At 71.7% G+C, this 21,275-nt stretch carries 18 protein-coding genes; 9 read left to right on the plus strand and 9 right to left on the minus strand.

Going from position 1 to position 21,275, the window contains the following annotated elements:
- Window positions 1-57 precede the first annotated feature (57 nt).
- Window positions 58-3,030: a beta-N-acetylglucosaminidase domain-containing protein gene (locus OG430_RS31235; protein ID WP_327355977.1), complete on the minus strand. Its 2,973-nt coding sequence runs from the start codon at window positions 3,028-3,030 to the stop codon at window positions 58-60.
- 271 nt (window positions 3,031-3,301) lie between these two features.
- Here OG430_RS31235 and OG430_RS31240 point away from each other — a divergent pair, with 271 nt between their 5' ends.
- Both OG430_RS31240 and malQ read left to right on the plus strand, forming a co-directional pair.
- Entirely contained in the window at window positions 3,302-3,544 is a 243-nt protein-coding gene (locus OG430_RS31240) for a hypothetical protein (RefSeq protein WP_327355978.1), read from the plus strand.
- 7 nt (window positions 3,545-3,551) lie between these two features.
- Window positions 3,552-5,702 carry a 4-alpha-glucanotransferase gene (malQ, locus tag OG430_RS31245; protein WP_327355979.1) on the plus strand — a complete coding sequence of 717 codons (2,151 nt, stop codon included), beginning with the start codon at window positions 3,552-3,554 and terminating at the stop codon, window positions 5,700-5,702.
- Window positions 5,703-5,798: 96 nt separating this feature from the next.
- Here malQ and OG430_RS31250 read toward each other — a convergent pair whose 3' ends face one another.
- Window positions 5,799-6,029 carry a hypothetical protein gene (locus OG430_RS31250; protein WP_327355980.1) on the minus strand — a complete coding sequence of 77 codons (231 nt, stop codon included), beginning with the start codon at window positions 6,027-6,029 and terminating at the stop codon, window positions 5,799-5,801.
- Window positions 6,030-6,111: 82 nt separating this feature from the next.
- Window positions 6,112-6,630, minus strand: coding sequence for a MarR family winged helix-turn-helix transcriptional regulator (locus tag OG430_RS31255; protein ID WP_327355981.1), 519 nt, complete (start codon window positions 6,628-6,630; stop codon window positions 6,112-6,114).
- 104 nt (window positions 6,631-6,734) lie between these two features.
- On the opposite strand from OG430_RS31255, the gene OG430_RS31260 reads away from it, so the two are divergent.
- The 4 genes from OG430_RS31260 (at window position 6,735) to OG430_RS31275 (ending at window position 12,291) form a co-directional block, all read left to right on the plus strand.
- Complete coding sequence (locus tag OG430_RS31260; protein WP_327355982.1) at window positions 6,735-7,796, plus strand: EamA family transporter; 1,062 nt, start codon at window positions 6,735-6,737, stop codon at window positions 7,794-7,796.
- A 104-nt stretch (window positions 7,797-7,900) separates the two neighbouring features.
- A complete protein-coding gene (locus OG430_RS31265; RefSeq protein WP_327355983.1) occupies window positions 7,901-8,977 on the plus strand; it encodes a DMT family transporter in 1,077 nt (358 codons plus the stop codon).
- Window positions 8,978-9,520: 543 nt separating this feature from the next.
- The gene (locus OG430_RS31270; protein ID WP_327355984.1) at window positions 9,521-10,483 is read left to right on the plus strand and encodes a LysR family transcriptional regulator; all 963 of its coding nucleotides are present in this window, start codon (window positions 9,521-9,523) and stop codon (window positions 10,481-10,483) included.
- A 245-nt stretch (window positions 10,484-10,728) separates the two neighbouring features.
- Window positions 10,729-12,291 carry a carboxylesterase/lipase family protein gene (locus OG430_RS31275; RefSeq protein WP_327355985.1) on the plus strand — a complete coding sequence of 521 codons (1,563 nt, stop codon included), beginning with the start codon at window positions 10,729-10,731 and terminating at the stop codon, window positions 12,289-12,291.
- Between the two features lie 24 nt (window positions 12,292-12,315).
- Here OG430_RS31275 and OG430_RS31280 read toward each other — a convergent pair whose 3' ends face one another.
- A complete protein-coding gene (locus OG430_RS31280) occupies window positions 12,316-14,019 on the minus strand; it encodes an aminotransferase-like domain-containing protein (protein WP_327355986.1) in 1,704 nt (567 codons plus the stop codon).
- A 99-nt stretch (window positions 14,020-14,118) separates the two neighbouring features.
- Here OG430_RS31280 and OG430_RS31285 point away from each other — a divergent pair, with 99 nt between their 5' ends.
- From OG430_RS31285 to OG430_RS31295, 3 genes are all read left to right on the plus strand, one after another.
- On the plus strand, window positions 14,119-14,733 hold the full coding sequence (locus tag OG430_RS31285; RefSeq protein ID WP_327355987.1) for a LysE family translocator: 615 nt from the start codon (window positions 14,119-14,121) through the stop codon (window positions 14,731-14,733).
- Between the two features lie 146 nt (window positions 14,734-14,879).
- On the plus strand, window positions 14,880-15,782 hold the full coding sequence (locus tag OG430_RS31290) for a methyltransferase domain-containing protein (RefSeq protein WP_327355988.1): 903 nt from the start codon (window positions 14,880-14,882) through the stop codon (window positions 15,780-15,782).
- A gap of 4 nt (window positions 15,783-15,786) precedes the next feature.
- Window positions 15,787-16,896, plus strand: coding sequence for a terpene synthase family protein (locus tag OG430_RS31295; RefSeq protein ID WP_327355989.1), 1,110 nt, complete (start codon window positions 15,787-15,789; stop codon window positions 16,894-16,896).
- A 117-nt stretch (window positions 16,897-17,013) separates the two neighbouring features.
- On the opposite strand, the gene OG430_RS31300 is transcribed toward OG430_RS31295, so the two are convergent.
- Genes OG430_RS31300 through OG430_RS31320 form a run of 5 tightly spaced genes read right to left on the minus strand, consistent with a single transcriptional unit; the run spans window position 17,014 to window position 21,148 of the window.
- Window positions 17,014-18,438 carry a cytochrome P450 gene (locus OG430_RS31300; protein ID WP_442816584.1) on the minus strand — a complete coding sequence of 475 codons (1,425 nt, stop codon included), beginning with the start codon at window positions 18,436-18,438 and terminating at the stop codon, window positions 17,014-17,016.
- On the minus strand, window positions 18,435-19,067 hold the full coding sequence (locus tag OG430_RS31305) for a GTP-binding protein (protein ID WP_327355990.1): 633 nt from the start codon (window positions 19,065-19,067) through the stop codon (window positions 18,435-18,437). The genes OG430_RS31300 and OG430_RS31305 overlap by 4 nt, the downstream gene beginning before the upstream one ends.
- The gene (locus OG430_RS31310; protein WP_327355991.1) at window positions 19,048-19,410 is read right to left on the minus strand and encodes a DUF742 domain-containing protein; all 363 of its coding nucleotides are present in this window, start codon (window positions 19,408-19,410) and stop codon (window positions 19,048-19,050) included. Before OG430_RS31310 ends, OG430_RS31305 begins: the two co-directional genes overlap by 20 nt.
- Window positions 19,407-19,787 carry a roadblock/LC7 domain-containing protein gene (locus OG430_RS31315; protein WP_327359298.1) on the minus strand — a complete coding sequence of 127 codons (381 nt, stop codon included), beginning with the start codon at window positions 19,785-19,787 and terminating at the stop codon, window positions 19,407-19,409. The genes OG430_RS31310 and OG430_RS31315 overlap by 4 nt, the downstream gene beginning before the upstream one ends.
- A 53-nt stretch (window positions 19,788-19,840) precedes the next feature.
- The gene (locus OG430_RS31320; protein WP_327359299.1) at window positions 19,841-21,148 is read right to left on the minus strand and encodes a sensor histidine kinase; all 1,308 of its coding nucleotides are present in this window, start codon (window positions 21,146-21,148) and stop codon (window positions 19,841-19,843) included.
- Between the last annotated feature and the right edge of the window lie 127 nt (window positions 21,149-21,275).

The following is a 21,275-nucleotide window of genomic DNA, read 5'->3' on the forward strand; positions in this document are numbered from 1 at the left end:
TCCGCTTCTGGCGTGTCCAATTCGCGGGTCCGGTCCGCGGGTCTGCGAACCGGGGCTCTAGCGGGGGTCCTCCTTGACCGCGTACGCCTCGACCGACCACAACGAATACCCGAACCGGGTAGCTCGCTCTTCCCCTTGAACCCGGACGAAGCGCACCTCGCGCGCATCCATCCGCACCGACTCCCGCCCGCCCTTCCCGTCCTTCACCGTGGCCGCCGTGCGCCACGTGCGGCCGTCCGCGGACACCTGGACGCGGTAGCGGGAGGCGTACGCGTCCTGCCAGTGCAGGACCACCTGACCCAGGCGCACCGGCTCCCGGAGCCGCAGCTGCCACCAGGCGCCGTCCGCGGCGGGGGAGGACCAACGGGTCTTCGCGTCGCCGTCGTTGGCGGCCGACGCGGGGAAGTCCCTCGTCTCGTCACCGGACGACGAGGCTTGCCCTGAGCGGGCCAGGTCGGGTCCTGCGGTGCGGGGGTAGGCGCGGACCGTCAGGGTGCGGGTCTCCTCGCCGAAGGAGACCGGGACGTCGTACGTGCCCGCCGCCGTCCCCGGTGCGACCGTCACCTCGACCGGGACGGACACCTGAGTGCCGCGCGGCAGGCGGGAGTCGGCCGGGGTGCGGACCGTGATGCCCTTCGGGGGCCGGGTGGTCAGCTTTCCCTGTACGTCGCCGGGGCGCGTGGACGTCAGGCGGGCGGCCACCCGCTGGGAGGTGCCGCCGATCTCCGCGTCCGTCTCGGCGCGGGCCAGCGACAGGTCGGCGGCCGGTCCGTCGGCGTACCAGGGGACGAGGCGCTCGACCCGGGCCGCGTCGCCGGTGACCCGGACCGCGTCCACCCGGGCGCCCTGGCCCGGCGCCCCGGTCTCCGTCCAGCCGCCGTCGGCCAGCTTGCCGAGCGCGCGCCAGCCCTCGCCCGGCACATGGGCCTCCACCGTGCCCTCGGCGCCGGGCGCGGCCATCGCGGTCACCGCGTCGAGCGGGCGGGGGCGGGGCAGCCGGACCGTGTAAGTGGAGCTCTCCGTACGCTCGTTGACCTCGGCCTTGCCCTGCGGGTGTGCCGCGCCCGTCCACGCGGCGGACTCCCGCCGGGCCCGGTCGAGGAACGGGTCGAGGACGCCCTTGCCGACCGTGACCCGGGCCGTCTTCAGGTCGCCGCGGAGCGCGTTCAGCTTCCGTGCCGCCGTCCAGGCGGCCGCCCCCTCGCCCTTCGCCTGCGCAAGGAGCATGTCCACCGCGAGCTCACCGCTCGTGCCGTAGCGCGCCAACTGGTCCAGCCACGGCTTCACTTCGCGTGCCAGCTCGCTGCCCTTGAGGCGCTCGGGCGCCTGCGCCATCACGCCGAAGGCGGCCCGCAGTCGCTGCCCCGCCTCGTCCAGGCGACCCTGGTCCGCGCTCTCCCTGGCACGCCAGAAGTCGGCGACGAGCGGGCGCAGATACGCCGACTCCTCGCCGCCGAGCACCGAGGAAGCGTCGTTCCCGGCGAGCGCGGCGACCGCCTCGCGGGCCTTCCGGTCCGGGCCCGCCAGGTCGTCGATCGCGGCCCGCCAGGACTCCTCGGGCCGGTAGTGCCTGGGATTCCAGGCGTAGTCGGCGGCCGTGAACAGCGGGATGCGGGAAGCCGCGGGCTGCTCCATCGCGTTGGCGAGGAGCGCCGCCGAACCCGTGGCGACCGCGGGCTCGCGGCCCGTGTACGGGCCCAGGAAGATACGGTCCTGCGCGTAGTCGTTGACCGGATAGTTGTCCATCGTCATCAGCGGATGCTTCAACGCCCCGCGCGCACCGGCCAGTTCGCGCCCGGTGATGGTCCTCGGCACGACCCCCACCCCGGTCCACGCGACCTGCGTCCTCCCCTTCAGCTCCCGCGCGAGCGCCGCGCGGTACTCGGTGGCACCGTCCTGGAAGAACTCGGTCGGCATGAGGGACAGCGCATCCGCCGCCCGGTGCCGATCCTTCAGATGTGCGGCCACCGCGTTCGCCACGCGAGCCTGCGCCTTCGCGGCCGCCTCGGGGCCCGAGCCGAAGGTGTCGGCGTCGTCGTCGCAGTGCCACTCGCTGTACGACACGTCCTGGAACTGCAGTTGGAAGGACCGGACGCCCAGCGCCCACATGGCGTCCAGCTTCTTGATCAGCGCCTGTACGTCGCCGTCGGACGCCATGCACATCGCCTGGCCCGGCGACACGGCCCAGGTCAGCGTCACGTGATTGCGCCGGGCCCGCTCGGCGAGCGCGCGGAAGTCGGCGCGCTCGTCGGCCGGGTAGGGCTCGCGCCAGCGCGCCTGGCGGTACGGGTCGTCCCCGGGGGCGTACACGTAACGGTTCTGCTTGGTACGGCCCATGAAGTCGAGCTGCGCGAGCCGCTGTTCGCGCGTCCACGGCGTGCCGTAGAAGCCCTCGGTCATGCCGCGCACGGCCGTGCCCGGCCAGTCCCTGACCTGCACACCGGGCACGAACCTGTCGCGGATCAGTTGCCGCAGGGTCTGCACCGCGTGGAACAGTCCGTCCTCGCCCACGCCCTGGAGCGCGAGGGTGTCGCGGCCCGCGATCCGGCCGGCCGCCAGGCGGTAACCCCCGGTGGGCAGGTCGGCGCGCTCGGGTGCCTTCAGGGCGCGCAGGGCGGCATCGCTGCCGGAGCGACCGGCGCCGACGCCAGTGCCGGAGCCCGCGCCGGATCCGGCCCGTACGAGCAGACCCTTCGGCGGCAGCGCGTCCTCGGAGGGAACCTCGCTGACCATGCGCGCACCCGCCGAGCGCAGCACCTCACGCAGGGCCTCGACCGCGTACGGATCCGCGCCCTCGTCCGTGAGCAGGAACACCTCGTCGCCCACCGGGACCGCCCCGCCCGCGGCCCGCATCGACTGTGGCTTCGGCCACACCGACGGCAGCCGGTCCGCGCCCTGCGGGTCCTGCGCGTCGGGAGAGCTGATGCCCGGATCGGCCGGAGCCGCGAGGGCGCCCGGCGCGGCGCCGAGCAGACCGCTGATGACGGCGGCGGCGATGGCCGCGGCACCCTTCCTGCGCCGGACCTGCACGGTTGGTCCTGCCCTTCTCGACAGCCCCGGGAGTGGGGGATCCAGGGTGGACCCGAGCCCACCACCACGGTGGTGACAGTGTCAATGCGCGTGACCGTTGTGCCGGGTTTGCACCCCTGGGAACGGGCCGCGTGTCGCGATCTCGTCCAGGCCCTGGCCAACTCCCGTACCCGGCACACAATGTGAGCAGCGCCACGTTGCCCGAATGCCGGACCATTCGCTGGGTAGAGCTCGTCTGGACCCTGCCACCGCTTATGTCAAGGAGGCCCCCGTGGCCGCATCGGCTCACCTGCTGCTCGACGCCCTCTCCAAACGCCCGGAGCCGGACCTGTCCCGCGTCTCCGACCCCGACTCGGGCCTGCTCGGCTCCTGCTCCTGCTGCACCCTCGAAGCGCCGCTGACGAGCGAACCGTCGCTCGCCGCCTTCGCCCCCCTGACCAGCGAGCCCCCGCTCGCCGACGCCGCGCCGCTGACCAGCGAGCCCACCGCCACGGGTACCGCGTCGGGAGTCTGATGACCCCATGACCCTTGCCCGGTTGGCCGCCCTGCACGGCGTCGCCACCTCCTACTCCCCGTCGCCGGGCCGCACCGTCGAGACCCCGGCCGCCGCGATCGTCGCCGCGCTCGCGGCGCTGGGGGTCGACGCGTCCGCACCGGGCGCGATCCGGGACGCCCTCACCCTGCGCGAGGCCGCACTCCGCCGCCGCCTGCTCCCACCGACCGTGGTGTGGCCCGACGGGGTGTCCGGACTGCCCGACGGGACCCGCCTGCGGGTGGAGACGGAGGACGGCGAGACGCTGGAGTGGACGGCAGCCGCGGCCGGCTCTGGTGTGCACGACGACGTGCACGACGACGTGCATGACGGCACGCACGAGGACGCGGACGTCCCCCGACTCCCGTTGGGGATCCACACCCTGCACGCCACCGCCCCCGACGACCGCACCGCTCAGGTCCACCTCGTCGTCGCCCCCGAGCGGGTCCCCGTCCCGCAGCAGCGGACGTACGGCGTCCTCGTACAGCTCTACTCGCTGCTGTCCCGGCGCTCCTGGGGCATGGGCGACCTCGGGGACCTCGCGGAGCTCGCCGCCTGGGCGGGACGGGCGCACGGGATCGGCTTCCTCCAGGTCAACCCGCTGCACGCCGCCGTGCCGGGGGCGCCGAGCGACCCCTCGCCCTACCGGCCCTCCTCGCGGCGCTTCCCGGACCCGGTGCACTTACGCATCGAGGACATACCGGAGTACGCGTACCTCCCGGCCCGAACCCGGGAACGTATCGACGACGGACGCGACGGGCATGACGGGCATGACGGGCATGACGGGCATGACGTCCAGGGGATCCTCGAACAGGCCGGGGCCCTGCGGGAGTCCGTCCTCCGCAAAGGCGCCCTGATCGACCGGGACGCCGTCTGGGCGCTCAAGTTCAAGGCCCTGGAACTGATCCGCACCGTCCCGCTGAGCCCCGGCCGGCGCGCCGCCTACTGCGACTTCCTCGCCGAACAGGGCGAAGCCCTCGAAGCCCATGCCACGTGGTGTGCGCTGGCCGAACGGTACGGCCCCGACTGGCACACCTGGCCCGAGACACTGCGGGACCCGCACGCCCCGGGCGTCGTCCGGGCCGGCGGCGAGCTCATGGACCGCATCGACTTCCACTGCTGGCTCGCCTGGCTTACCGACGCCCAACTCGGCACCGCCCAGCGCACCGCGCGGGACGCGGGCATGGACATCGGACTCGTCCACGACCTCGCGGTCGGCGTGCACCCGGGCGGGGCCGACGCCTGGGCCCAACAGGCGTTCCACGCGCGCGGGATGACGGTCGGGGCCCCGCCCGACGCCTTCAACTCCCGCGGCCAGGACTGGGGTCTGCCGCCCTGGCGCCCGGACGCGCTCGCCGCCGCGGGCTACGCACCCTTCCGCGGCCTGCTGCGCACCCTGTTCGCCCATGCCGGTGCGCTGCGCATCGACCACGTGATGGGCCTGTTCCGGCTCTGGTGGATCCCCGAGGGACACCCGCCCACCGACGGCACGTACGTCTCGTACGACGCCGAGGCGATGCTCGCCGTCCTCGCGCTGGAGGCGCACCGCGCGGGCGCGACCGTCATCGGCGAGGACCTCGGGACGGTCGAACCGGGCGTACGCGAGGCGCTGGCGCGGCGCGGCATCCTCGGCACGTCGGTGCTGTGGTTCGAGCGCGACTGGGAGGGCACGGGCCGCCCGCTCGCCCCCGAGGAGTGGCGCACGGACTGCGTGGCCACCGCCACCACGCACGACCTGCCGTCCACCGCGGCCCGCCTCACCGGCGAACACGTCCAACTCCGCCACCGCCTCGGCCTGTTGACGACCCCGTTGCTCGTGGCGCAGGCCGAGGACTCGGCGGAGGTGGGGGAGTGGCTGGGCATCCTCGGCCGGCTCGGGCTGCTGCCGGGCGGCGGGGGCGACGAGGAGGGCGAGATCAGGGCCGTCTACCGCTTCCTGGCGCGCACACCGGCCCGGATGGTGGGCGTCTGGCTGCCCGACGGCGTCGGCGACCGCCGCCCGCAGAACCTGCCGGGCACCTGGGACGAGTACCCGAACTGGCGGCTCCCGATCGCGGGGGCGGACGGGAGCCCGGTCACGCTGGAGGAGTTGGTGGCGTCGCCGCGCATGCACGCGCTGCTCTCCGCCTTACGTTCCTGACGCAGGCGTACGTTCCTGACGCACGGCCGCGCGGACATGTCGAGGGCGCCCTCGTGTGCGTACACACAAGGACGCCCTCGACGGGAAGCGTCGTCGCTACTGCTGCTTGCGGGACTTGTCCCCGACCATCACCAGGCCGGCGATCACCAGGAACAGCACGATCGGGGCCACGACGTAGAGCCCGAGGGTCTCCATCACGTTCAGGCCGGGGCCCGGGTCGTCGCCGTCGTCGCGCGTGAGCGCAAGCGCGGGGGACGTCATGAGCAGCATCATCAGCGTCGTACCGGCTGCTACGGCGCCGGCGCGCAGGGCGTTCTTCTTGTCCACGGAGCCAACGTAGCGAATGCGGGAACGACCCGCGCGCCCGGGGTGCCCGTACGGGGCACGGACCGGCCCTACGCCTGGTTCGTCACGCCTGGTTCGTCGCGGCAAGGAGCGTGCGCAGGAGGCCGTTCAGTTGCTCCGTCTCCCGGTCGTCGAGCGAGGTCAGGATCGCCTGGCGTACCTCAAGGCCCGCGACCACCGCCTCCTCGATCAGGGCGAGGCCCTTCTCGGTGAGAGTGACCTGCAGGCCGCGTCGGTCATTCGGGTCGGGGGAGCGGGCCAGCAGGCCTGCGCGCTCCAGTTTGTCGAGGCGTCCGGTCATGCCGCCCGTGGTGAGCATCAGCGTCGCCGAGAGCTGGCGCGGGGAGAGCGTGTACGGCTCGTCGGCCCGGCGCAGCGTGGCAAGGACGTCGAACTCGCCCCGGTTGATGCCGAATTGACCGTACGTCCGGTCCATCACCGTCTGCAGCTTCGCGGTGATCCGGGCGATCCGCCCGAAGACCGCCATCGCCTCCACGTCGAGTTCGGGGCGGACGGAGTTCCACTGGTCGATGATCGCGTCGACCGCGTCCGGGGCCTCCGAGGCTTTTCGAGATGCGCTCATGTCCCCAGTATCGGCGCCCGCTCGCTCGGTCGCAAGAAAGTTGCTTGACGGAAAGTAGCTTAGGAGTAAGCTACTTTCCAGCAAGCTACTTCCGAGGGGGAACCATGAAGCGCACTGGCACCAGCACCAGCACCAGCACCAGCACAGGTACAGGCACCAGCACAGGTACAGGCACCAGCACAGGCACAGGCACAGGCACAGGTACCGGCACCGGCACCGGCACCGGCAAGATCGCCACCATCGCCCTCACCGCCCTGGCCCCGATCTCCTGGGGCTCGACCTACGCCGTGACCACGGAGTTCCTGCCGCCGGACCGGCCCCTGTTCACCGGCCTGATGCGCGCCCTGCCCGCGGGCCTCGCGCTCCTCGCCCTCGCCCGGGTGCTGCCGCGCGGCGCCTGGTGGTGGAAGTCGGCCGTGCTCGGTGCGCTGAACATCGGGGCCTTCTTCCCGCTGCTCTTCCTCGCCGCCTACCGCCTGCCCGGCGGCCTCGCGGCGGTCTTCGGCTCGGTCGGGCCGCTGTTCGCGGTGGGGCTCGCGGCCCTGGTCCTCGGGGAGCGGGTCACCGTGCGCAAGGTCCTCACGGCGATCGCCGCGGCGTTCGGCGTAAGCCTGGTCGTGCTCAAGGCGACGGCCGGGCTCGACCTCATCGGCGTACTCGCCGCGCTCGCCGGCACCGCGTCGATGTCCACCGGCACCATCATGACCAAGCGCTGGGGCCGCCCGGACGGCGTCGGCCCGCTCGCCATGACCGGCTGGCAGCTCGCCTGGGGCGGCCTCCTGATCGCGCCGCTCGCCTTCCTCGTCGAGGGCGCGCCGCCCGCGCTCGACGGGCGGAACATCGCGGGCTACCTCTACCTCGCGCTGGTCAACACGGCGGTCGCGTACTGGCTCTGGTTCCGCGGCATCGGCCGGCTGAGCGCGTCGCAGGCCACCTTCCTCGGCCCGATGTCCCCGATCGCCGCGGCCGTCATCGGCTGGGCCGCGCTCGGTCAGGCGCTGACCCCGGTGCAGTTGGCGGGGATGACGATCGCGTTCGGGGCGACGCTCGCGGGGCAGCTGGCGCCGCAGCGGGCGCCGGGCGTGACCACGGTGGTCGCGAGCTCCGAAACGTTCAGTTCTGCTTCAAAGAACGGTCGAAAGTTTTCGATGGACCTAAGCAAGTGAGGGATGGGACTGTAGATCACGTCGGCGAGGGAAACCCCCGCGAAGGCATCGTCAAGCTCCATCAACTAGGCCCCTGACCAGGGGAGACAGGCAAGGGATACGTCATGGCAGTCCTGGACCGAGCCCACAGCAGCGAGGCAGTCGCGACCTCGACGTCGACGAAGGGTCAGCAGGCCCCGGCCCGCGGCCTCGTCCTCGCGGCCGTCGCGACGGTGGTCTGGTCCGGAAGCTTCGTCGCCGCACGGGCCCTCGGCGACTCCGTCCCGCCCATTCAGCACGCCTTCTGGCGCTGGATCATCGCCATCGTCGCCGTCGCCCCCTTCGCGGCCCGCGAGGCCTGGCGGCAGCGGGACCTGATCCGCCGCCACATACGCTTCGTGCTCGTCGCCGCCCTCCTCGGGATCACCGTCTACAACACCCTGGTCAACCAGGCCGGCACCTCCACCTCCGCCGGAAACATGGGCATGATCATGGCCGCCTCGCCGGTCCTGATGGCCCTGTACGAGCGCTTCACCGGCGCCCGCCTCGGCGCCCGCCGCATCGCCGGGATGCTGATCGCCTGCGCCGGAGTGCTGTTGCTCGTCAGCAAGGGTTCCCTCGCGATGGACTTCGCGGCAGGCGACCTGTGGATGATCGGCGCCGCCGTCTCCTTCGCCTCGTACAGCGCGATCCTGCGCCGCAAGCCCGCCGAGATCGGCGGCCTCGCCTTCCTGCTCTGGACGTTCGTCCTCGGCACCCTGATGCTGCTGCCCGCCTACCTGGTGAGCCTGTCCGTCCAGGGTGGCTTCGAGGTCTCCACCGAGACGGTCTCGCCGCTCCTCTACGTCGGTGTCGCGTCCTCGGCCGTGGCCTTCTTCGCCTGGAACAAGGCGATCTCGCTCATCGGCGCGGCCCGCGCCGGGGTCATCTACTACATGCAGCCCGTCTGCGTCGCGGCCCTCTCGCTGGTGATCCTGGGCGAGGAGATCGACCTGATGAAGATCGTCTGCATGGTCCTGATCCTGGGCGGCGTGATCCTGGGGGCGGCCCGCAGCGGCGCGGCCCGTGGCGGCGCGGCTCGTGGCAGCGTCGATCGGAGCGGCGCCGATCGCAGCAGCGCCGATAGCGGTAGCGCGGCTCGCAGCGCCGCCGATCGCAGTGCCGCGGCTCGCAGTGCCGCCGATCGCGGCGCCGCTGAGTGAGCCGCGTGATGGCCTGGAGGTAGGGGCAAAAGCGGGATTGCGTGGCTGATGGGGGTGGGGGGTGCAGGTGGCCTCCGCCCCCTTCGTCGTTGGCTGCGGACCGTCTGTGGCTGGCTTTCCCCAATTGCGGTCAGTGCGGGGCAAAAGGGGCGGCGGCGGAGATGGGGAGGGTCGGGTGGGGGGAAAGGGGCAATTACTGCCCCAATTTGCCCCTTTTTTCTGCCCGTTTCCCCCCACCTAGCTGCTCCCGCCTAGCTGCTCCCGCCTGGCTGCTCCCGCCTGGCTGCTCCCTTCTAGCTGCTCCCTCGACTCGCGCAGCTGCTTCCCGGGGCCGTACTGACCGTCATGGGGGAAAGCCAGCCACAGACGGTCCGCGGTCGACGACGAAAGAAGCGGAGGCCACCTGCACCACCCACCCGCCCCAGCCACGCAATCGAGTCTTTCGTCTCTGCCCGAGCAGAGCTCCGCGGCGGGCAGAGCTCCGCGGCGAGCAGGGTCCGCCGGCGCGCGGGGCCCGCCGGTGCGCGGGATAAGTTGCCGCGTATGACCGAGTGGGACATCAAGAAGCTGCAGATCCTGCGGACCCTGCGCGACCGGGGCACCGTGACCGCGGCTGCCGAGGCGCTGCTCATGACGCCCTCGGCCGTGTCCCAGCAGCTGTCCAACCTCGCCAAGCAGGTCGGCGTACCGCTGCTCGAAGCGCAGGGGCGGCGCGTACGCCTGACCGACGCGGCCCATCTGGTGCTACGCCACGCGGAGCTCGTCTTCGCCCAACTGGAGCTAGCCGACGCGGAGTTGGCGGGCTATGTGCACGGCGAGGCGGGGGAGGTCCGGGTCGGGGCGTTCTCGACCGCCGTGCCCGCCCTGGTCGTGCCCGCAGTGCGGCAGCTGCGCGAGGTGGCGCCGGGGCTCGACGTGCGGGTCCGGGAGGCCGAGGCGGCGGAGGCGTACGAACTGCTCTCGGGTGGCGAGGTGGACCTGGCCCTGTCCCTCGCCGCGCACGCGCCGACCGCCCGTGACCCCAAGTTCACCCGCGTACCGCTGCTCGCCGATCCGCTGGACGTGGCCCTGCCCGTGGGGCATCCGCTCGCGGACAAGAGCCGGCTCCGGCTCGCCGATCTCTCCGGGGAGCAGTGGATCTTCGGGGGGAGCGGGCCCTGGTCGGAGATCACGCTGGCCGCGTGCGAGGTCGCCGGGTTCGTGCCGGAGCAGGCGCACAGCGCGGCCGGGTGGACGGCGATCCTGGCCATGGTCGAGGCCGGGATGGGCGTCGCGCTGGTGCCGCGGATGGCGGCGGGCCCCCGGCAGGCGCACACGGACGGCGTGGTCATGCGCGAGCTGCGCGCCGATCAGCCGCGCCGCCATGTCGTCGCCGCGGTGCGGCGCGGGGCGGAGGAAGGGCCTGCGGTGGCCCGGGTGCTCGGGGCGCTGCGGGATGCGGCGGCGGGTTCGGGGGCGGGCGCGGGCACGGGTTCTGGGGCGAGTGCGGGTGACGCCCCGGCGTAAGGTGCGCCGTTTTGGGACCGGTTGGCCGATTTGGGGCGAGTGATTCGCGCCCACTTGTGTGCGGTACGTGTGTGAACTGTGCAGGCCGCGCGGGTGGCTCCGGTCGGCTTCGGGCCAACTCCCGGGCGGGCGGCTGTCACTGACGGTTGATCACTGGTCACCTTGGGCGGTCGGGCGGACGGCAAGGACATCAGGCCCGCCGACAGCATCCGCGCTCCGCACTCCGCGCTCAGGGAGGAATCCACATGCCCATCCAGACGTCCGAGGTGAACACGGCGTACGGCAAGGTCTCCGGCATCGTCGAGGACGGGATAGCCCGCTTCCTCGGCATCCCCTACGCCGCCCCGCCGGTCGGCGACCTCCGCTTCGCCGCCCCGCAGGCGCCCGAGCCGTGGACCGGCGTGCACGACGCCTACACCTACGGCCCGACCCCGCCGAAGCCGCTCCTCGACCCCGAGAGCGAGATGGGCAAGCTGATGCCCGAGCCGTCCTACGAGGGCGACGGCTGGCTCAACCTCAATGTGTGGACCCCGAGGCCCGAGGACGGCGCGGAGCTGCCGGTCATGGTCTGGATCCACGGCGGCGCCTTCACCTCCGGCTCCTCCGCGGTCAGGGGCTACGACGGCGCCACCTTCGCCCGCGACGGCGTGGTCTGCGTCAGCCTCAACTACCGGCTCGGCGTCGAGGGATTCGCCTACATCGAAGGCGCGGACTGTCCGGCCAACCGAGGCCTGCGCGACCAGGAGTTCGCGCTCCAGTGGGTGCGGCAGAACATCGCGAGGTTCGGCGGGAACCCGGACAACGTCACCGTCTTCGGCGAGTCCGCCGGCGCGATGAGCATCCTCGCCCATCTCTCCCGCGACACCGACCTGTTCCACAAGGCGATCGTGCAGAGCGGCACGGCGCACATCGCGCAGACCGTCGAGGACGCCAAGCTCGTCATCAGGGAGATCGCCAAGGAGCTGGGCAGGCCGGGCGCGACGAAGGCCGACCTGATCGACGTCCCGATGGCCGACCTCATCAAGGCGCAGGCCGCGGTGAACAGCGATGTGGTGACGAACGCGAACAAGACCAAGTACGGGGCCTCGACCATCGCGTCCTGCGGGATGTCGCTGATGCCCGTGATCGACGGCGACTTCCTCACCCAGCCCCCGATCTCCGCCATCGCGGAGGGCGCGGGCGAGCGGGTGCAGCTGCTGCTCGGTACCAACAGCGAGGAGTTCCGGCTCTTCGTCATGCCCACCTGGATGGTCGCCTGGACCGACCCGATCCTGTTCCGGGTCAGGCTCGGGCAGTACGGCGCACCCGACGGGTCGTACGCGCTGTACCGGGACTCGGAGTACAACGTCGAGCCGTACAAGCGGCCGAAGGCGCCGGCCATCGCCTGTGCGGTGCTCACCGACCGGATGTTCTGGATCCCCACGATCCGTATCGCCGAGGCGCGCGCGAACGCGTCGGCCGGCACGCACGTCTACGAGTTCGGCTTCCGCTCCCCGACCGTGCCCAACGAGCACGACATCGAGCTCGGCTCCTCGCACGCCCTGGAGCTGCCCTTCATGTGGGACACCCTGGCCAACCCGGACAGCCTGTACCTCACGGGGGCCGAACCGCCGCAGGCGCTCGCCGACGAGATGCACCAGGCGTGGGTCGGCTTCGCGAGCGGTGGGGCGCCGGACTGGAACGCGTACGACACCGAAGCGCGCTCCGTCATGTCGTTCTGGCACAACGACCAGGCGCAGAGCGTCGAGGTGCACGACCCGCGCCGTGGAGAGCGGGAGCACTGGGACGGTGAACTCCAGGCGAAGTAGCCGCAGCGCGGCCCGGGTGGTGCGTCAGGCTCCGCGCAGGAGGTCGCCGAGGACGGCCACGCCCTCGGTGATCGCCGAGGGGTGCGCCGCCGCGTAGCCGAGGACCAGGCCCTGGGTGCCGGGGAGTTGGGCGTGCCAGGACAAGGGGTGCGCCTTGACTCCCCGCTCCAGGGCCCCGGCCGCCACCTCCGTGTCCGTCCTGCCGCTGTCGTACGTGACCGTCAGGTGCAGGCCCGCCGCCGCACCGTGGACCGTCGCGTCCGGCAGGTACCGGCCGAGCGCCGCGATCATCGTGTCCCGGCGGCGGCGATGGCGGGCCCTGCTCAGGCGCAGGTGGCGTTCCATCGCGCCGGACGCGAGGAAGTGGGCGAGGACCAGCTGGGGGAGGGCCGCGTTGCCGAGGTCGGCGAAACGCTTGGCCTCGACGAGGGCGTCGCGGTGGCGGGGCGGGGGCAGCATCCAGCCGATCCGCAGGGCCGGGGCGAGGATCTTGGACACACTGCCCGCGTACAGGACCTGGTCGGGCAGGAGCGAGCGCAGGGCCGCGACCGGGGGGCGGTCGTAGCGGTGCTCGGCGTCGTAGTCGTCCTCGATGATCAGGCCGTTCGACTCGGCGGCCCAGGCGAGCAGTTCACGGCGGCGCTCGCCCGCGAGGACGACGCCCATCGGGAACTGGTGGGCGGGGGTGAGGAGCACGGCGGACGCCCCGGTGGCACGCAGGACGTCGACGCGCAGGCCGTCCGCGTCGACCGGTACGGGCGGGGTGTCCAGCTGCCAGTTGTGCAGATGCTGACGGGCGCCCAGCGAGCTCGGCTCCTCCACCGCGAGGGCCGATATGCCTTCGGCGCGCAGGACTTGGGCGACCAGAGAGAGGGTCTGTGCGGTCCCGGAGGTCACGATCAGCTCGTCCGGCTCCGCCCGGATGCCCCGGTTCCGGGCCAGCCAGTGCACGATCGCCTGCCGCAGGGCGGGGGTGCCGCGCGGGTCGCCGTACCCGAAGTCGGCGGGGGCAAGCCCGGCGAGCACGGCCCGCTCGGCCCGCAGCCAGGACGCACGGGGGAAGGCGGCGAGGTCGGGGAGGCCCGGGGTGAGGTCCATCCGGGCGGGGGCGGCACGGATGGCATCGAAGACGTCGAGTCCGGGGGTGGGGGCGAACGCGGGCGCGCGGGACGCGGGTTGAGCGCGCTCGGCGCTGTGCCGGGCGGGGGTTGTGGGTCGGGCATGCCTTGTGTTGTCCCGGGCGGGGGTTGTGCGCTGGGTGTGCCCAGCGGTGTGGCGGGCGGGGGTGGTGGGCTGGATGTGCCTCCTGCCGCCCGGTGCGGGAGCTGCGGGTCGGGTGTGCGTTGCGTCGTCCCACGCGGCGACCGGGGCCGCCAGGACGACGGTGCCGCCCCGGCCGTGTCCCGCCACCTGCCCGTCCTCGCCGAGCCGGCGATACGCCTCGGTGACCACGCCTCGCGAGACCCGCAACTCCCCGGCGAGCACCCGGCTCGCGGGCAACCGCGTGCCCACCGGCAGCCGCCCGTCCGCGATCGCCGCCCGCAACTCCCGCGCCAGCCAGTCGGCCAGACCGCCCGCGGGGGCGTCGGTGGTACGCAGCTGGAGGAAGTCGGCGGCGCCCGGCGGCGCGTTCCCGGCTGTCCCGGCCTGCGTACGGCTTCCAGCCGCCGAGCCGACCACGCCGCTCCTGGCCTCCGCCCCGGCCCCGCCGATCCCAGCCCTCGCCATGCCGCCCCCAACTCCCGTTCCCCTAAGCCAGTTATGGACCCCTCGAACCGCCCCCCATTGGACCTGTCCACCAGTCCATTCTCCCGCCAGAGTCAGAGCATGTTCGCACTCACCCCGGAATTCCTCCTGACCTCGCTCATCATGGTCGTCACCCCCGGCACCGGCGCCCTCTACACGATCGCGGCCGGCCTGGCCCGCGGCACCCGGGCCAGTGTCGTCGCCGCCGTCGGGTGCACGCTGGGCGTCGTGCCGCACATGCTCGCCGCGATCACCGGGCTCGCCGCGCTGCTGCACACCAGCGCCATGGCCTTCCAGATCCTCAAGTACGCGGGCGTGGCCTACCTCTTGTACATGGCGGTAACCACGTTCCGGGACAAGGGCTCGCTCACGGTGGAGCAGGAGAGCACACCGCCCTCGGCCGGGAAGGTCATCGTCTCCGGCGTGCTCATCAACCTCCTGAACCCCAAGCTCACGCTGTTCTTCTTCGCGTTCCTGCCCCAGTTCGTGGATCCCGGGGCGAGCTACGCCCTGGCGCACATGGTCGTGCTGAGCCTGGTGTTCATGCTGCTGACGTTCGTCGTCTTCGCCGCGTACGGCCGGTTCGCCGCCGCGATGCGCGGGCAGGTCATCTCGCGCCCCAAGGTGCTCACTTGGATGCGCCAGATCTTCGCGGGGGCCTTCGCCGCACTTGGAGCCAAGCTGGCTTTTCTCTGACTTCCGGCCTCGCTGTCCAGCGCGCAACCGTGCCGGCGTTACGCCGATTTCACGGGGTGTGGTCCGAGGCGGGGTGACGGGAACGATCAATTTCGGGCACAGTTGATCCGCCCCGCCACCCCCACGACCGTAGGACCGGAGAATCGATGGACCGCAGCCTCGTCGCCTTCGATGAGACCCAAGTGCCCCTGTATTACTCGCGCAAGACGGCCGACATCCTCTACAAATACGGTCCAGGACCAAGGATCCACTTCCATATGGGCCTCTTCGAGTCGGGCGCCACACCCAACACGACGGTCTCCCAACGAGCGCTGCAGCGCCGCATAGTGGGCTCCCAGGAGGCGATAGTCGACCACGCGGCCCGCACCTGGGGCGTGTACGCGAGCCCGCCCGGCTCCGTCCTCGACATCGGCTGCGGTGTGGGCGGCGGCTCCCTCTACTGGGCACAGGAGCACGGCGCCCGGGTCACCGGTCTCACCGTCGCGGGCGAGCATCTTCCTGTCATCCGTGACCTGGCGGCCCGGGCCGGGGTCGGGGAGCGGGTCACTCCGCTGTTCGCCGACGTGCACGAGTACGTCGCCACCGAGCGTTTCGACGCCGCGTACGCGAATGAGAGCTCGGGCTACATGGACCGCGAGCGGCTCTTCGAGGTGGTGGCCAAGTCGCTGAAGCCCGGCGGCTGGTTCGGCATCCAGGAGCACTTCATCTGCCGCCCCGAGTGGACCGAGTTCATCGACGACTACTACAAGACCCGCCTCGGGACCCTGACCGAATACATCACCGCCGCCGAGGCCGCGGGCTTCGAGCTGGAACAGGACGAGGACGTCACCGACCGGGTCGCCGAGTTCTGGGTGCAGTCGATGGCCTGGAACACGGCCGAGCTGGAGCGCACGGAGCGCACCGGCGAGCAGCCCCGGGAGGCCTGGACCCGCGAACGGCTCACCGAGTCGGCGATCACCCACGGCAAGCTGTTCCGCATCTGGCGCGACCACGCGATGGAGACCAGGCTGCTGCTCTTCCGTCTCGTCGGCGCAGAAGGGGAGCGCTGAGCCGGTGCCACCCGTGTATGCAGAAGGCAGCGCGTCCTCGCGCATCGGCTGGGAACTGCCGCCCTTCTACTGCCCGTTCAATGAATCGCTGATCCACCCCAAGGCGGCGGAACTGGAGGCCCGGGCCGTTGAGTGGATCGACCACTTCGGCCTTTACGCGGACCCGGTGGAGCGCGCCTGGGGACTCGCCACCCACTCCGCCGACTTCACCTCGCGGATCATTCCGTACGGTGACGTGGAGGCGATGCTCCTGTTTGTGGAGTGGAACTACTGGGCCAATGCCGTCGACGACTGGCAGGACTCCGGCTCCACCGCCACCAGCACCGCTGCCATCGCCGACCACAGCGCCCGCCTGGTCCGTGCCATCGAAGCACCTGGTTCCGGGCTCCTGCCGCCTTCGCCGCTCACGGCCGCGCTGGACGATCTGGTCTCGCGGACGCGCGCCATGCTGACCCCCTTCCAGCTGCGGAGATTCTCCGAGGGGACGCGGGACTGGCTGTTCGGTGCCGGGTGGCAGACGGCCAACTCCGAGCGGGGCGTGATGCCGTCGCTGAACGAGTTCTGCGCCATGCGGATGTCGGTGAACGGAACACGGTTCACGCTCACGTGGTGCGATGTGGCGAACGAGATTTCAGGGCCCCCGGAGGTCCTGTACTCCGCCCCCGTACAGGCGTTGACGGACGCGGCGGGGTTCATCGTGTCGTGCGACAACGATCTGTTCTCGTACAACAAGGAGGATCACCAGTCGCCTTGGGAGCAGAACCTGCTCAATGTGGTGGCCGCCGATCAGGGGTGTTCCCCGCGGGAGGCACTTGGACCCGCGGTGGCCCTCCGGGACCGGGCCATGACGCTGTTCATCCGGCTCAGGGAACGGCTTGCCCGTGGGGCGGACGAGCCGTTGCGACGCTACTTGGACTCGCTGGCCCACTATGTGAGCGGGTGCATCGAGTGGCAGAACCTGGCGCCGCGGTACGCCAGTCCGCGGAACCGGAACTCGCTTCCTGCGGAAGGGGCTTCGTACGACATCAGATGGCGGGCCACGCCGACGGATGTCCGTACGGATGCGCCCGACATACCGGCTGTCGCGTGGTGGTGGGAGCAGCTGAAGAACTGACCCCCACCCCGCCCCTTCCCGAAATCCTGCGGAGCTGTGTCCTCAAACGCCGGACGGGCTGATTCATCGAGGCCCGCCTCGATGAATCAGCCCGTCCGGCGTTTGAGAACGAGAACCTCAGCTCCCGAACAGCCGTGACCACCAGGACCGCCGGGCGGTTGCGGCCTCGATCACAGGCTCTGCTCGCGGCGAAGCGACTTCCGGCAGAGGCGCCGATTTCGGGGGCGCCGGGGTGGAGTCCGTGACCTCCGCACCGCGCGGTGTGAAGGTCACCGGCAGTGAGACCAGCTGATGCGACATCAATGAGGCGGACCGCAGCAACTCAGCCTCGGGGACGGCCAGTTCCAGATCGGGTAGGCGTGCGAGCAGCGCATCGATCCCGGTGTCCGCGATCGCCCGCCCGATGTCCTGCCCGGGGCACTCGTGCGGCCCGCCGCTGAAGGCGAGATGCGACCGGTTGCCATGCACCGCCCGGGTCAGATCGGGCCGGATCTCCGGATCGACATTGCCCGCCGCGAGCCCGAGCAGCACCATGTCCCCCTCCTTGATGGAGGCGGACCCGAGCACCATGTCCCCCGTGGCCCACCGCCCCAGGATCGTGGTGAGCGGCGGCTCGTCCCACAGGACCTGTTCGAGCGCGTCCGGCAACGTCATATGGCCACCGGACAGATTGGCCCTGAAACGGCGGTCGGTGAGGACCATGCGCAGGGTGTTCGCGATCAGGTTTGCCGTCGTCTCGAAGGCGGCGATGAGGACGAGGCGTACGTGCTCCAGGATCTCCTGGTCCGTCAGGGCCGTGTCGTGTTCCAGGAGCCACGAGGTGAAGTCCCGGCCGGGCTGCTCCCTCTTGCGCTCAAGGAGTTGGCGCAGGGCTCCGGTGATGTACTCGTTGGACTGGACGGCCGTCTCGGTGCCCTTGAGCATGTCGCGGGCGGCCTCCACGATGCGCGGACCGTACGAGTCGGGCATGCCGATCAGCTGGGTCATCACCAGCATCGGCAGCTGTTCGGCGAAGTCCTGGACCAGGTCGGCGCGGCCGCTCTGGGCGAAGCGGTCGATCAACTGATTCGCGAAGCGGGTGACATAGCGGCGGACGCCGCGCCGGTCGAACCGTTCCAGGGACTCCGTGACCGCGCCCCGCAGGCGCTCGTGCTCGGCGCCGTCCGCGAAGTTGCACACCGGTTGCCAGGCGGCGATGGGCGTCAGCGGATGGTCGGCCCGCACCTGCCCCTCGCGCATGGCGCGCCAGCGCCGGGAGTCACGGGAGAAGCGGGACGGTGTACGGGCCACCTCAAGGTTCTCGCGGTGGCCCAGTACGAGCCAGGCCGGCAGATCGCCCTGGACGAGGACGGGCGCGACCGCGCCGTGTTCCGCGCGGAGCTTCTCGTACAGGCCTCGGGGGTCGGATTCCGCCTCGGGGCCGTGGAGGCGACGGATGCCCTCGGGCCCGAGCCCGTGCGCGGGGCAGCCGGGCGGAGGCGTGGCCCCGGCGCCTGGAGCGGGGGCGAGCCCGGACTCGATGGGTGACTCGGACGTGCTCACGATGCCTCCGGGGACGAACTAGTCAGGGCGATGGACTGCAAGTACCGCATCAAAGCCATCAGCACATCCCGACTCGACTCCCGACTCCGCGCATCGCACTCCACGATCGGCACCTCGGCCGGCAGGTCGAGTGCGCCGCGCAGTTCGTCGAGGGCGTGACCGGGCGCGTCCGGGAAGGAGTTGACCGCGACCACGAAGGGCACGCCGCGCTCCTCCAGGCGGCCGATGACGTCGAAGCTGACCTCCAGGCGGCGGGTGTCCACCAGGACCACCGCGCCGAGCGCGCCCTCGAACAGGCCGCGCCACAGGAACCAGAAGCGCTCCTGGCCGGGGGTGCCGAACAGGTAGAGGACCAGTTCCTCGTTGATGCTGATGCGGCCGAAGTCCATGGCCACGGTGGTGGTCGACTTGGTGGCGACGCCCGCCGTGTCGTCGACGCCGACCCCGGCCTGGGTCATCGTCTCCTCGGTGGTCAGCGGCCTGATCTCGCTGACCGAGCCGACCAGGGTCGTCTTGCCCACCCCGAAGCCGCCGACGATGACCACCTTGACCGCGGCGGCCGCCGTCTGCGGAAGTTCGTCCTCGCTGCTCGGCCCGCCGGGCAGCAGCTCAGAGCTTCTGAAGTCCATCGATCACTGCCTCAATCAAGCTGATGTCGGGGAGTTTGGCGGGAGCCACGGGCGGCCGGGAGATCACCTTCTGCTCGGCGAGCAGATCGCTGAGCAGGACGGTGACGACACTGACCGGCAGGCCCAGGTGCGCGGAGATCTCCGCGACGGACAGCGGGCGCTGGCAGATCCGCATGATGGCCGCCCGTTCGGGCTGCATCCCGGGCCGCGGGCCGGACTTGGCCACGATCAGGGTGACCAGGTCCAGCGCGGTGGGCGCGGACGAACCGCTGCGCCCACCGGTGATCACATAGAGCCGCTCGGGCCCGCCCTCGTCCCATTCCTGGCCGGGGGGCTGCGTCACCTGGCGGCCTGCGCGTCCTGCCGCGGCGGGCTGCTCAGGTGTGCTCCGATCCGCAGCACGAGGTCGCGCATGCGCTGCCCCATCAGGCCCGCGTCCACCCCTTCGCCCGCGAGCACGGCGAGGTACGCGCCCGCGCCCGCCGCCATCAGGTAGAAGAAGCCGCCGTCCATCTCGATGACGACGAGCCGCATCCGGCCCTCGCTCTGCGGGAGTTCGGCCGCGACGGCACCCGCCAGGGACTGCAGGCCCGCACAGGCGGCGGCCAGGCGGTCCGCCGAGTCGGTGTCGCCACCGTGCTGGGCCATGCGCAGGCCGTCCGCGGACAGGACGACCACCTGACGGGTCTGCGGAACGCCCTCGGCCAGGTCCTTCAGCATCCAGTCCAGATTGGCTGTGCCTGCTGCCTTGCCGGGGTGTACCTGCTGCTGCGTCACTGCTCGTTCCCCTTGCTAGTGGTCTCGACCTCGGGTGCGGTCTCGCCCGAGACGCCGCTCTGGAAGGCGGCCAGCCACATACCGGGCTGGGTCTGCTCCACGGGCTCGGACTCGGGCTCGGTCGGGCCCGGAAGTGCTGCGGCTGCTGCGGTGGGGGCCTTGCGGCGGCGCTGCGGCAGGCCGTTCGGGGTGCGCTCGGTCACTACGGGCGTCTCCGCGTCCAGGCTCGGGCCGGTCGTCGCCCGCTCCACCAACGTCGTGGTTCCGGCGAGGGGCGTACTGGCGACAGCGGTCCCCGCGGGAGGTGTGCTGGTGGCGGTACGCGGCCCGGAGGACGCGCCGATGCCGTGGGCCAGGCCCGTCGCGGCCGCCGTCGTGGTGATGAGCTCCTGCGGCACGACGAGCACCGCACGGACACCGCCGTACGCGGACGGGCGCAGCGAGACCTGGAACCCGTACACCTGCGAGAGCTTGCCGACCACGGCGAGGCCGAGGCGCGGGGTCTCGCCGAGGTCGTTGACGTCGATGCCCTGCTGGGCCTGCCTCAGCATGCGCTCGGCGCGGGTCCGCGCCTCCTCGCTCATGGAGACGCCGCCGTCCTCGATCTCGATGGCGATGCCCGACTGGACGTCGACGGCGGTGAGATGGACGCGGGTGTTGGGCGGCGAGTAGCGGGTGGCGTTGTCGAGGAGCTCGGCGAGCGCGTGGATCAGCGGCTCGACCGCGGTGCCGACGACGGCGATCTCGGAGACCGAGTGCAGCTCGACCCGCTGGAAGTCGATGATCCGCGACATGGCGCCACGCAGCACCGAGTAGAGGGGCACGGCCTTCGACCACTGGCGGCCGGGGCGGGCCCCACCGAGCACGGCGATCGAGTCGGCGAGGCGGCCGATCAGCGCGGTGCCGTGGTCGAGGCGCAGCAGATCGCCGAAGACCTCGGGCGCCTGGCCGTGCCGGTCCTCCATCTCGCGGAGTTCCTGGGCCTGTTGGTGCACGATCGCCTGTACGCGGCGGGCGATGTTGACGAAGGCGCGCTGCGCCGAGTCGCGCAGGTCCTCCTCGGCCGCGACCGCGTCGAGCACCGAGCGCAGCACCGCCTGGTGCGCGGCCGGGACGTCGAGTCCGGCGAGCACCTCCTCGGCGAACTCGCCCTTGCGCAGCCGGGCCACGAGCTCCGGCAGAAGCTGCTCGGCGAGACGTACGGTCGCCGCTTCCTGCCGGGCCAGGTCCTCGTCCCGCGCCGTCGCGGCCACCTTGAGTTCGGTGATCTGCCGGTGGTTGAGCGTGATGAAGATGCTGAGCATGGCGGTCAGGCCGACGACCAGGGCGCCGCACCAGATGCCGGCCAGGAGGTTGGCCGGCTCGGCCAGGTAGAGGCCCAGTGCCACGAACCCGGCGGCCGCGGCTGGTCCTACCAGCCACAACGGAGGG

The organism is Streptomyces sp. NBC_01304 (genome assembly GCF_035975855.1).
GTDB lineage: Bacteria > Actinomycetota > Actinomycetes > Streptomycetales > Streptomycetaceae > Streptomyces.

Excerpts from the sequence above, each read along its gene's own strand:
- malQ (WP_327355979.1), top strand. The coding sequence starts at position 3,552 with ATGACCCTTGCCCGGTTGGCCGCCCTGCACGGCGTCGCCACCTCCTAC.
- OG430_RS31255 (WP_327355981.1), bottom strand. The coding sequence starts at position 6,630 with ATGAGCGCATCTCGAAAAGCCTCGGAGGCCCCGGACGCGGTCGACGCG.
- OG430_RS31260 (WP_327355982.1), top strand. The coding sequence starts at position 6,735 with ATGAAGCGCACTGGCACCAGCACCAGCACCAGCACCAGCACAGGTACA.
- OG430_RS31265 (WP_327355983.1), top strand. The coding sequence starts at position 7,901 with ATGGCAGTCCTGGACCGAGCCCACAGCAGCGAGGCAGTCGCGACCTCG.
- OG430_RS31270 (WP_327355984.1), top strand. The coding sequence starts at position 9,521 with ATGACCGAGTGGGACATCAAGAAGCTGCAGATCCTGCGGACCCTGCGC.
- OG430_RS31275 (WP_327355985.1), top strand. The coding sequence starts at position 10,729 with ATGCCCATCCAGACGTCCGAGGTGAACACGGCGTACGGCAAGGTCTCC.
- OG430_RS31280 (WP_327355986.1), bottom strand. The coding sequence starts at position 14,019 with ATGGCGAGGGCTGGGATCGGCGGGGCCGGGGCGGAGGCCAGGAGCGGC.
- OG430_RS31285 (WP_327355987.1), top strand. The coding sequence starts at position 14,119 with ATGTTCGCACTCACCCCGGAATTCCTCCTGACCTCGCTCATCATGGTC.
- OG430_RS31290 (WP_327355988.1), top strand. The coding sequence starts at position 14,880 with ATGGACCGCAGCCTCGTCGCCTTCGATGAGACCCAAGTGCCCCTGTAT.
- OG430_RS31305 (WP_327355990.1), bottom strand. The coding sequence starts at position 19,067 with ATGGACTTCAGAAGCTCTGAGCTGCTGCCCGGCGGGCCGAGCAGCGAG.
- OG430_RS31315 (WP_327359298.1), bottom strand. The coding sequence starts at position 19,787 with ATGCTGAAGGACCTGGCCGAGGGCGTTCCGCAGACCCGTCAGGTGGTC.
- OG430_RS31320 (WP_327359299.1), bottom strand. The coding sequence starts at position 21,148 with ATGCTCAGCATCTTCATCACGCTCAACCACCGGCAGATCACCGAACTC.